This is a genomic window from Moraxella canis, assembly GCF_034424565.1.
GTDB classification, from domain to species: Bacteria; Pseudomonadota; Gammaproteobacteria; order Pseudomonadales; family Moraxellaceae; genus Moraxella; species Moraxella canis.
In genome coordinates, this window is the sequence record NZ_CP139961.1 from 1648551 (window position 1) to 1660613 (window position 12063).

Here is a 12063-nt window from a genome sequence, read left to right on the forward strand (position 1 = left end):
TTGTGCTAGGCTTTTTTGGCGAAATTGGGCGAATTTTATCGCCCAAAATCTGCCCATTTCATTCCAAGAAGATGAATTTAGCTGATTTAACTTAAAGGTGTCACACAAGCGCTTATCGGCGCTCGATGGCAGCTTGAATCAGCTCTTTGGCGGGTATATAGCCACCGATATGCTCACCAGATTCGGTAAAAATCGCTGGCGTTCCTGAAATGCCAAGACTGCGCCCAAGTGCTAGGTGTTTTTGGACAGGATTGTCGCAATCATTGGCAGTGATCATATTACCAAGCTTAGCGGCGCTCAAAGCAGCGTGTCGATCTTGGCTACACCAAATGGCTTGCGTCAGCGGAATGTCTTTTTCGGCGCGTGGCCATGCCAAATAACGTACTTCTACGCCGCCTGCGGTAATGTCGTCAATATCTTTGTGTAACAGCTGACAATAGTGGCAAGTCGGATCGCTAAAGACATAGACGGCTGCTTTGTGCTCACCTTTGGCAGGATAAATAATCATCTCATCAAGACTGACTTTGGCCAAATTTTCCTTGGCTAGATTAGCCTGAATCTCTGCTGTGATATCCACAGGCTGACCGTCGCCAAGCTTGATAATTTGACCTTGAATCAGATACTCACCCGTCTTATTGGTAAACATCGCCGGCGCATCTTCAAAGCTGACCCAATAAATATCAGGCATCGCTGTTGGCAGGGCGCTCACGGCGGTGATTTGAGCACCTGACTTGGTCAGATGTTCTTGAAGCGCTTTGACGACTTCGTCACTGCTTTGGGCAGCGGCAGGCTGATTGATCTTAGTATGATTTTGGGCAGAATCATTGGCAGTGCTGCAAGCACTGATGAATACTGTGCTTGCAAGCATGATTGGCAGTAATTGGCGCATGATGTGTTTTGATTGGTAAAATTGCTATTATGCCAAAATTTTATGATAGCGCCAAGAAATTTATTTCAATCCTCCAATTTTTAGCAAATAAAACGCTGTACAATTTTACAAATCTGCTTGCAAATTGTCATAATTATTTGATACAATACGGCGTTATTTCAAACCTGCCTTTGGTGTTTTATCACTCGATTTAAAGCCCAATTAGGCGCTCATACAGGAAATAACCTATGCTACGCATTGCCTACGACGCCTTGACATTTGACGATGTCTTGCTTTTGCCTGCCTATTCTGAAGTCCTTCCAAAAGAAACCAACCTAACCACTCGCTTAACCAAAGATATTAATTTAAATTTGCCGATCATTTCTGCGGCGATGGATACCGTGACCGAATCTAAGATGGCGATCGCTATGGCGCAGCTTGGCGGTATGGGGATCATTCATAAGAACATGGACATCGCCCATCAGGCACGCCGTGTTCGTCATGTTAAGAAGTTTGAGGCTGGGACGGTTGCAGATCCAATCACCGTTAATGCCGATGCTACGGTGGGGGATTTGATTGCTTTGACTCGCGAGCATAAAATCAGCGGCGTACCAGTGGTTGAGGCAGGCACTAATAAAGTCGTTGGCATTGTGACGCACCGAGATTTGCGCTTTGAGACCAATTTGTCACAGCCTGTGACCAATGTCATGACGCCAAAAGACAAGCTAGTGACTGTCAAAGAAGGCGAAACCCAAGAGCGCATCAAAGAGCTATTACATCGCCATCGTATCGAAAAAGTGGTGGTGATTGATGATGATTATCAGCTCAAAGGCTTAATCACTGTCAATGACTTTACTAAAGCAGAAAACAACCCAAATGCTGCCAAAGATAGCAAAGGTCGTCTATTGGTAGGTGCGGCGGTCGGCACAGGCGCAGATACCGAAGCTCGCGTAGAGGCATTGATTGATGCGCAAGTCGATGTGATCATCGTAGATACCGCACATGGTCATTCAAAAGGCGTGATCGACCGCGTAGCATGGATTAAGAAAAACTACTCAAACATCCAAGTCATTGGCGGAAATATCGCCACTGGTGATGCTGCCTTGGCGCTGCTAGATGCAGGTGCAGATGCTGTCAAAGTGGGTATCGGTCCAGGCTCTATCTGCACAACACGAATCGTTGCGGGTATCGGTGTCCCGCAAGTTAGTGCTATTGACAGTGTCGCAACTGCTCTAAAAGACCAAATTCCTTTGATTGCTGATGGCGGCATTCGTTTCTCAGGTGATATTGCCAAAGCCATCGCAGCGGGTGCGTCGTGCATCATGGTGGGTAGCTTATTGGCAGGTACCGAAGAAGCACCTGGCGAGGTTGAGCTGTTCCAAGGTCGTTACTACAAAGCCTATCGTGGCATGGGTAGTCTAGGTGCGATGAGTGGTCAAAATGGCTCATCAGATCGCTATTTTCAGGATGCCAAAGATGGTGTTGAAAAACTGGTACCAGAAGGTATCGAAGGCCGCGTGCCTTATAAAGGTCCAGTCACTGGCATCATCGGTCAGTTGGCAGGCGGGTTAAAATCATCCATGGGCTACACTGGCTGCCGCACCATCGAAGAGATGCGTAAGAATACCACCTTTGTCAAGGTGACATCAGCAGGCATGAAAGAGTCTCATGTCCATGATGTACAAATTACCAAAGAAGCGCCAAACTATCGCCAAAACTGATTGACACCCTAGTATCAGTCAAAAACGCTCATCTCATGATGAGCGTTTTTTTTATATAATTCAAAAGGTGAAAAATAACTTATTTTTTTTAAATATAAATAATTCCTATTTCTTTTATCAAATAATATTAATTATCATTTACAAAAGAAAAAACATTTGGTAAAATCCTGCCTGTACCTTGCTGCTTTTGCTTCTTTGTCACATTTGTCGGTAGTTTCGTTGATTTTGGTAAGTCGGCAACAAGGTAGTCTCAATGAGTTAGAGTTTAAAACGCCATAATCGGAGTTATTATGAAAAAGTTTCAATTATTACCGCTGACATTGGCAGTCAGTGCTGCTTTTACAACCATGGCTTATGCAGCTGATGGTGAGCCAACCGTTGTCTTATCAGGCGATACAGTCGTCAGCGATCGTCAAGGCGCAAAAGTTAAGTCCAATGTCGTAACAACGGCAGATAAAGATGAAAGTACCGAGACAGATATGCGTGGCTTGCTAAAATCAGAGGCTTCGATTGATTTTGGTGGGGGTAATGGTACTTCTCAATATGTCAGTATTCGCGGCATGAGCCATAACTCAGTTGATTTGAAAATTGACAACGCCTATAGCGATTCACAAATTTTGTATCATCAAGGCAAGTTTATGCTCGACCCTGCCTTGGTTAAAATCGTCAGCGTCCAAAAAGGGGCAGGTTCGGCATCAGCAGGTATTGGGGCGACGAATGGGGCTATCATCGCTAAGACTTTAGATGCTGACGATCTTTTAAAAGGCAGTGATAAAGATTGGGGTGTAAAAGTCAACACTGGCTATAGTGAGAACTCAGATTCCTTCAATTATGGGGTATCAGCATATGGTAAATCTGATAACTTTGATTTTTTGATTTCTGCCAATCGCGCTGATGAGAATAATTATGAGGCTAGCAAAGATTATAAAAATAACGTCAATGGCAGTAATGAAATTTTATACAGTGCGCTAGATAAGCGAGGCTACTTGGCTAAAGTAGGCGCCAATTTAGACAATCACCGTTTCGTTCTTAGTCACATGCACGATATGCATAAAGGTGTGCGCACTGTGCGTGAGGAGTTTACCGCGTTTGGTGGTAAAAATGATCGTCAAAATCCTGCTTATCGTGAGACTTCTCAAGTTTTGACTAATTTGGAATATGTTGGCAAAGATTTGGGTTTTGCTGATGTGACGGCTAACGTATATCTTTTGAAAAATAAACGCTATTCTGCCGACGATAGCGGCTGTGGATACTGCGGAAATATTGAAGGTCCGACCACCACTGTTATCGAGACCAAAGGGGCGAATATTAATTTTGACTCTTATATTACGGCAGATTCATTGCTGAAATATGGCGTTAATTATCGTCACCAACAAGTTGAACCAGAGCGTATGCTCAAAAAAGGCGACTTAACCAATATCGAGATCCCAAACCCTGGTTTTATCAGTGAGCAAGCAACACCAGGAGTGCCAAAGAAAATCAAAGCGTCTTTGCAAAGTGATGTGCAGATGATGGAAAAGCAGGATGTTGGCGTGTATGTAGAGTCCATTAATGACATTGGACCTGTCACGGTAACAGCAGGTTTGCGTTATGATCATTATGAATATCATGGTATGGACGGTAAGAAAAATACAGACGATTCACTTAACCCAAGTTTGGGTCTGATTTGGCAAGCCACGCCATCACTCAGTTTGAATGCAAGTCATAACTATGCGACACGTAGCCCACGTTTGTATGATGCACTTTTATCTCAAGGACATCGTGGCATGGTATCAATTGCTGACGGCACCAAAGCAGAAAGAGCGCGCAATACCGAACTTGGCTTTAATTTTAGTCAAGATATGGCTGATAAAGGTAAGATTACTTTGGATGGCGGCTATTTTTGGCAAAGAATTGATGACGCGCTTGTAAATCCACAAAACCGCCATGATGTCGCAACCATTAGAGATGTGATTAACAAAGGTCATATCACTAACGACGGCTATGAGTTGAACGCCGGTTATCAGATTGGAGGCTTTTCTGCTCGTATTGGTGTGGCTGATAGCGATCCTGAATTCCATGGTTTGGATTTTGATAATGAGCTAAACCCTGAATTTGCCTTTAAGGTTGGTCGTACAATTACAAGCTCATTGGCTTACCGATTTGCCGAACCGAATTTAGAAATTGGTGTGCGAAACCGAGATGTGGCTGAAGTGGTTGGAACGGTCAATGTCAATTCCACAGCCAATCCTGTTCGACCAGGCTATAATGTTACTGACATTTATGCCAATTGGAAACCTTATGGCAATGATAAGATGAATGTGAATTTTGCGGTTAATAATGTGGCAGACAAATACTACTATCCACATTCACAGCGCGCCAATAATATAAACGTCAACCCTGCGCAAGGGCGTGACTTCCGTGTTGGCATCAACTACAAATTCTGATTTTGAAATTCTTACAGAACACTTAAGTCTAGGCTTAAGTGTTCTTTTTTTTTGGGTAATAAAAAAGCCAATCAAAAAGATTGGCTTTATTTGCTTGAATTATTGATTTAAGAACCAAGCATTGGCACTGCGTTTGGCGGACTCAATTTCGCTAGAAGATAAATTGAGTGCAAGTTGGCTGACTTTGGCTTTGGCGCGATTGCGTACATTATCATCGAGCATGCCTTCGCGCGTGGATAGATCATACCATTTATAAGCATCGACCAAGCGCTGCTGCTGCTCATCGATCATCGCTAGAGCATAGCTGGCGCGATTATCACCCAAATTTGCGGCTCTTTCTAGCCACGCTCGACCTGTTGCCATGTCTGCCTTGACGCCTTCACCACGCAGATACATGATGCCAAGGTTTAGCTGGGCTGGAGCGATGTTTTTTTCGGCAGCGCGGGTGTACCAATAGACAGCTTTTGCAGCATCTTTGGCGACACCTTCGCCTTTTTGTAGGCGTTTGGCAAGAAAGAACTGAGCATGATAATCACCGCTTGCAGCTTGATTAGTCAAGGTTGTGATATCGATTGTTTCAAAGCGATTATTAGCCAAAGAGGTCAGAGAATACGTTAAGGTGGTGGTGCCTAGTACGCTGGCTAATAGGGCGATTTTAAACAATTTCATGACGCTGTCCTATGGCAAAGAATAAAAAGGAGTTAAAAGTAGACCTGCAAAAGCTCACTCGTATCTCAAAGGCTGTTGCAGGCAGGCGGCTATAAAAAAGTATGGCATGATAATATGCCACACGCATCTTATCGCGCAGCTAAACAATTTATTATACCGTGATTATAACGAACAATCAGTAAACAAACGGTAACTGCAAGTGACATTTTACCACTATTTTTAAAAATTGGGTGAATCTTAAATAACTTTTTTAAGGTTTTTAGTTCTTGGCAATGCGATAAACAGCAACATCAGCAAGCAAGTTTGGCACGCGCTTGACCATGCGATTTAATAACGCCGAAGGCAGCTTGGGATTGGGTTTATCGCTGATGGCAACCGCATCTAGAATGCGAATGTTATTGTCATCACACAGCCGCTCAAAATCCTTAAATGTGCACAAATGTATATTGGGCGTATTATACCACTCATGCGGCAAAGTTTCGCTCATCGGCATGATGCCCTTGATGCCCAAATAAACGCGGTTTTGCCAATATGCAAAGTTTGGAAAAGTGACAATGCCTTCTTTAGCAACTCGCAGCATATCAATCAGTAGCTGATCGGGTGATTTGACCGCTTGAAGCGCACGCGCCATGACGACCGTATCAAAGCTATTATCAGCAAAACGCGCCAAGCCTTCATTGAGATCTTGCTCAATGATATTTAAGCCCTTGGCAATGGCTTGATTGATTTTAAATTCATCAATCTCAAGCCCATAACCAGTCACGCCAAGATTTTTTTGGAGGTGTTCAAGCAAGGTGCCATCACCACAGCCTAAGTCTAGCACACGAGATTTGGGCAAAATCCACTTTTCTGCCAGCTGATGATCAATATTATTCATGCATGATCCTTATTATATGATGGCGCAATGACGATAAGATGACATGCAGCCATGTTTATTGCCTTGCTAATTTAGAGATTTGTGTGGGGCTCATGGGCTCTGAGACAGGATTGGCTTCGATGACGGGCGCAGATAAAAAGCCTTTGAGTGCATCGCTATAGCGAGGAATATCAAATAAAAAAGAATCATGACCGTGCGGGGCGTCCACATTGACAAAACTGACTGGCTTTTGATTGGCAATCAAGGCATCGACCAATTCGATCGACCTTTCGGGGCTAAAGCGCCAATCGGTCGTAAAAGACACCACCAAAAATTGGCACTGGGTACGCGCCAAGGTCAGTTTCAGGGCATCTTCATCAGACAAGCCGTCAGGTGCATAGCCGCGTGTCGGATCAAAATAATCAAGCGCCTTAGTCATCAATAAATAGGTATTGGCATCAAAATTTTTGCTAAAGCGCTCACCTTGATAGCGTAAATAGCTCTCAACTTGAAACTCCACATCATAGCCATACATAAATTTGCCAGATTTTAAGTCGCGTCCAAATTTGGCTTTCATGGCATCTTCGGTGATGTAGGTGATGTGCCCAACCATACGAGCCAAAATCAGACCGCGCCGCGGATACGTACCGTGCTCTAAATACCACCCATCATGAAAATCAGGATCCGATAAGATTGACTGGCGCGCCACCTCATTAAAGGCGATGTTTTGTGCGGATAATTTGGGCGTACTGGCGATGATCACCGCGCGGCTTAAGCGATCAGGATAGTCCACTGACCACTGCAGGGCTTGCATGCCGCCCATAGAGCCGCCGACGACAGCGTGCCATTTTTGGATACCCAATCGATCAGAGAGCATGACTTGAGTTTTGACCCAGTCTTTGATGGTGATCAAAGGAAAGTCAGCGCCGTAGATTTTGCCAGTTTGGGGATTGATCGTGGTGGGTCCTGTTGAGCCATGACATGAGCCGATATTATTTAAGCAGACGACAAAAAATTTAGAGGTATCAATCGCTTTGCCATTTCCGATCAAATTATCCCACCAGCCTGGTTTGGCATCATCAGCAGCATGATAGCCTGCCGCGTGATGACTGCCTGAAAGCGCATGACAAATTAAAATGGCATTAGATTTATCGGCATTGAGCGTGCCATAAGTTTCGATCACAAGCTCAAAGGCTGGCAACACTCTTTGGCATTCTAAAGTCAAAGGTTCGTCAAAAAACAGCGTCTGCGGTTCAACAATACCGACTGAGCTTGGATCAAGATGTGGTGTGATTTGGTCGTTTTGATGCACAAATTTTCCTAAACTTTATTAATGGCTCTGATGAAGCATGATGGAGGTGTCATATCAAGCTGACGGCATTATTTTAATTCAAAGGCGGTCTGACCTTGGGGCGTGACCTTAAAAATTTGCACTTTAAAGAGGACTTCTTGACCCGCCAAAGGATGGTTAAAATCAACCAAAACTTCATCATCGGTCACTGAGCTGATGACGCCAACCAAAGAATTTTGACCTTTGTCAGCAAATTCCATCATCATGCCGACGACAGGATTGGGCTCGGATAGGGCAAATTGTGCGCGCGTAAAGGTTTGAACATTCTCAGGATTCCACTGCCCAAACGCATCTTCTGCTGGCAGTGCTGCTGTTCGGGTGTCACCTGCTTTTAGGTTCATCAAGACTTTTTCAAATCCTGCAAGTAAGCTTTCGTCGCCAATGGTGAGTGTCACGGGATCCTCACGATGAAAAGTAGAGTCGATCACCTCGCCGCTCATCAAACTGACCTCAAAATGCAAAGAAACGCGGCTGCCTTGGGTAATGCGGATTTCTTCGTTAGGTAAAATGGGTGTATTCATAAGTTTTTATTGGGATTTTTGATTCAAAGGTTAAAATATTTTAGCACAGTATCGTTTGACAAGCACGAGCAAAACTGGATCTGTGTTTATGGCAATGCCAAAAGCGTTATGATCTAAATTGCCTTAAACCATCTTTAAAAGCACCAAAGCCAAAATCTACTTTTGGCTTTGGCAGGGTGATCAATCAGACAAAAAGATACAGATGCTAGCTGACTTGCCTTTTATTTTCTAAAAATAACATGTCATAGACCACCATCGCCATGCCGATACAGATGCCTATATCTGCGATATTAAAAATTGGATAATGCCACACATCAGCATAATGCACATGAATAAAATCAATCACATGACCACGCAAAATACGGTCAATCACATTACCAATTGCACCGCCAAGCACAAGCGCTAGGCCTAAGCTAAGCGTGCTTGCGATTCTTGGGACTTTTCTTAGATAGACAATGATGTAGCCTGAAACCACCAAGCCTAAAATCGCAAAAAACCATTTTTGCCAACCAGCTTGATCCGCCAAAAAGCTAAAAGCTGCGCCGTAATTATACGCCAAAGTCCAGTTAAGCACAGGTGGAATGACAGCGATGCTCTCACCAAGATTTAAGGCAGTTTTAAAATAATATTTGGTGAGCTGATCAATCACCAAGACCACGATGGCGATGAGATAATATCCCATCGCCTTGCTACCATTTGAAACCAAAATCGGTTGTGGATTAGGCATATAAGCGCGCCTCCCCTTCGCCTAAATTCTGTACGCAGCGACCGCAGATCTCTGGATGGTCAGCATGTGTGCCGACATCGGTGCGCACATGCCAGCAGCGTACGCACTTGGTGCCATCAGCAGGCGTGATGGTCGCAGATAGCGCGTCGCCTGACTCAACCGTCGCATCAGAAGTGATGAATACAAAGCGCAGCTCATTACCAAATTTATTTAGGATATCGGCGATGTCTTGTGGTGCTGTGATGGCGACTTTGGCGGTCAAGTTACTGCTGACGATTTTCTCGCCGCGCGCATCTTCAATGGATTTATTGACCAAATCTTTGACTAAGGCAACTTGATCCCAATCTTCGCTACTGATGTCATCCATGCTAAAGCTTGGCAGCTCGTACCATTCGGCGGTAAAAATGTAGCCTTGTGTGCCTTTGAGCACTTGCCAAGCTTCTTGAGCGGTGAAAGATAAAATTGGCGAAATCCAGCGAAGCAGAGCGTGCGCAATGTGATACAGCGCTGTCTGAGCCGAACGACGCGGCAAGCCATCTGCCTTGGTGGTGTAAGTACGATCTTTGATGATATCAAGATAAAAACCACCCAAATCTTGAGAACAAAAACCCATCACCGCTTGGCAGACTTGGTGAAAGTCCATGTTGGTATATGAGCGGACGATCTCATCTTGGATGGACTTGGTGCGATGCAAGATATATTTATCCAAACTGATGAGCTCATCAGCTGAAACCATGTCAGTTTCAGGATCAAAGTCGTCCGTATTGGCAAGCAAGAATCGGATGGTGTTACGAATGCGGCGATACATATCAGTGGTACGATCAAAACCTTCTTTTGATACCGCCATCTCATAACGATAATCCGATGAGCCTACCCACAGACGCAAGATATCCACACCCATTTTATTGGCAATGTCCGATGGCTCAAAACCTTTGGTATTACCTTTAGATTTAGAAAGCTTATGCCCTTTGGCATCGACCGTGAAGCCATGCGTCAGTACTTGTTTATAAGGTGGGCGCCCATAAATGGACTCACCAACCAATAAAGACGACTGAAACCAGCCGCGATGCTGATCAGAGCCTTCTAAATACAAATCGGCAGGATTGGATAGCTCGTCACGGCGATTTAGGACAGCGAAGTTGGTCGCCCCAGAGTCAAACCACACATCCAAGGTGTCATTACACTTATTATAAGTATCAATATCTGCACCGATGAAGGCTTCAGCGTCGGTATCGAACCACGCTTCAACGCCGCCTTCTTCGATCAGCTTGGCGGCTTGCTCCATCAGCTCGCTGGTGCGTGGATGTAGCTCACCTGAATCTTTATGAATAAAAAATGGAATCGGCACACCCCAGGTACGCTGACGACTGATGCACCAATCAGGGCGACCATTCATCATGGATTCGATACGATTTTGACCCCAAGCTGGTGTCCAAGTCACTTTTGGAATGTCATTGAGTGCTTGCTCGCGCAAACCACGCGCCTGCATACTGATAAACCATTGCGGCGTCGCCCGAAAGATGATCGGCGTCTTATGGCGCCAGCAGTGTGGATAGCTGTGGCGAATTTTATTATGAGCAAGCAGATGTCCTGTCTGTGCTAGCGTGTCGATGATTTTGGGCTGAGCTTTATAAATGTGCTCGCCCACAAATACTTTGGCTTCAGGCAAGTAGACGCCGTTGCCTGCCACAGGATTATCGACATTTAGGTGATATTTTAGACCGATGCTATAGTCATCGACACCGTGCGCAGGGGCAGTGTGCACAAGACCTGTACCGCTATCGGCAGTAACATGATCGCCCAAAATGATAGGGACTTGACGCTCGGCAATCAAAGGATGTTGAGCTTTTAAGACATCAAGCTGTGCACCTTTGATGGCGTCAGAAGTGTGATAATTATCCAAAGCGATCGCTTCGGCGAAGGCTTCAACCAAGTCTTTGGCTAAGATAAAGTGACGCTCATCACTTGAGACGATCACATAGTCAAGCTCAGGATGTGCGCTGATGGCTTGGTTGGCAGGCAAGGTCCAAGGCGTCGTCGTCCAAATCACTGCCAAAAGCGTGCCTTGAATGTCAGCGGTGGCAGGCAGTGCGTCACGATTGACAATATCAAAGCCCACATAAATGGCGTCAGAGGTTTTATCTTCATATTCAACTTCAGCTTCTGCCAAAGCCGAACCGCAGTCTAGGCACCAATTGACAGGTTTTAGACCGCGCACAATATGACCGTTTTCATAAATCTTGGCAAGAGCGCGCACGGTATCGGCTTCTTGCTGAAAATTCATGGTCAGATAAGGATTTTGCCAATCGCCAAGCACGCCCAAGCGCTTAAAATCAGCCATTTGTAGAGCGATTTGGCTCTTGGCATACTCACGGCACGCACCGCGAAACTGTCTTGCGCTGATCACTTGACCGTCTTTTTGTTGACCAACTTTACCAAGAATGCCTTCGACTTTTTGCTCGATGGGCAGACCATGACAGTCCCAACCAGGCACATAAGGTGCATCGTAGCCATCCAAGGTTTTATATTTCACGATGATGTCTTTTAGGACTTTATTGACCACATGACCTAAGTGGATCTGACCGTTGGCATAAGGAGGTCCATCGTGCAGGGTATAGGTTTTACGACCTTGGCGCGCCTTGCGAATCTGCCCATAGACATCATCTTTTTCCCATTGCTCCAACCAAATCGGCTCGCGCTTGGCAAGATCGCCGCGCATGGCAAAAGCGGTGTCGGCAAGATTTAGGGTGTTCTTGTAGTCGATGGACTCAGTCATGGTGTCTCTCGCTGTTGGCTAATTTTTGTAAACTGCTTATTATAAGACAAAATAAAGAAAGTTACAAAGCATTTGGTGGGGGCGAGCAGAATATTATCAAAATACCAAAAATGATCAGCATAAGATTATTTTGCCACCAAAGTAGCGC

At 45.0% G+C, this 12063-nt stretch carries 9 protein-coding genes; 2 read left to right on the plus strand and 7 right to left on the minus strand.

Going from position 1 to position 12063, the window contains the following annotated elements; translation table 11 throughout:
* Positions 1-112 precede the first annotated feature (112 nt).
* Positions 113-889, minus strand: a complete 777-nt coding sequence (locus tag U0021_RS07525) for a DsbC family protein (protein WP_114800943.1) — start codon at positions 887-889, stop codon at positions 113-115.
* Positions 890-1116: 227 nt separating this feature from the next.
* Between U0021_RS07525 and guaB the strand changes: the two genes are divergently transcribed.
* Both guaB and U0021_RS07535 read left to right on the plus strand, forming a co-directional pair.
* Complete coding sequence (gene guaB, locus U0021_RS07530; RefSeq protein WP_049236437.1) at positions 1117-2589, plus strand: IMP dehydrogenase; 1473 nt, start codon at positions 1117-1119, stop codon at positions 2587-2589.
* Positions 2590-2879: 290 nt separating this feature from the next.
* Positions 2880-5015: a TonB-dependent siderophore receptor gene (locus tag U0021_RS07535; RefSeq protein WP_114800944.1), complete on the plus strand. Its 2136-nt coding sequence runs from the start codon at positions 2880-2882 to the stop codon at positions 5013-5015.
* Between the two features lie 99 nt (positions 5016-5114).
* Here the strand turns inward: U0021_RS07535 and U0021_RS07540 are convergent, their stop codons facing one another.
* From U0021_RS07540 to ileS, 6 genes are all read right to left on the minus strand, one after another.
* Positions 5115-5684, minus strand: a complete 570-nt coding sequence (locus tag U0021_RS07540; protein WP_049236434.1) for a tetratricopeptide repeat protein — start codon at positions 5682-5684, stop codon at positions 5115-5117.
* Positions 5685-5943: 259 nt separating this feature from the next.
* On the minus strand, positions 5944-6561 hold the full coding sequence (metW, locus tag U0021_RS07545) for a methionine biosynthesis protein MetW (RefSeq protein ID WP_114800945.1): 618 nt from the start codon (positions 6559-6561) through the stop codon (positions 5944-5946).
* 55 nt (positions 6562-6616) lie between these two features.
* Positions 6617-7852, minus strand: coding sequence for a homoserine O-succinyltransferase MetX (gene metX / locus U0021_RS07550; RefSeq protein WP_114800946.1), 1236 nt, complete (start codon positions 7850-7852; stop codon positions 6617-6619).
* A gap of 68 nt (positions 7853-7920) precedes the next feature.
* Positions 7921-8412 (minus strand): FKBP-type peptidyl-prolyl cis-trans isomerase, encoded by a 492-nt coding sequence (locus U0021_RS07555; RefSeq protein WP_114800947.1) that lies wholly within the window; start codon positions 8410-8412, stop codon positions 7921-7923.
* Between the two features lie 205 nt (positions 8413-8617).
* Positions 8618-9139: a signal peptidase II gene (gene lspA, locus U0021_RS07560; protein WP_114800948.1), complete on the minus strand. Its 522-nt coding sequence runs from the start codon at positions 9137-9139 to the stop codon at positions 8618-8620.
* Positions 9132-11915: an isoleucine--tRNA ligase gene (gene ileS / locus U0021_RS07565; protein ID WP_114800949.1), complete on the minus strand. Its 2784-nt coding sequence runs from the start codon at positions 11913-11915 to the stop codon at positions 9132-9134. Before ileS ends, lspA begins: the two co-directional genes overlap by 8 nt.
* Positions 11916-12063: the final 148 nt, after the last annotated feature.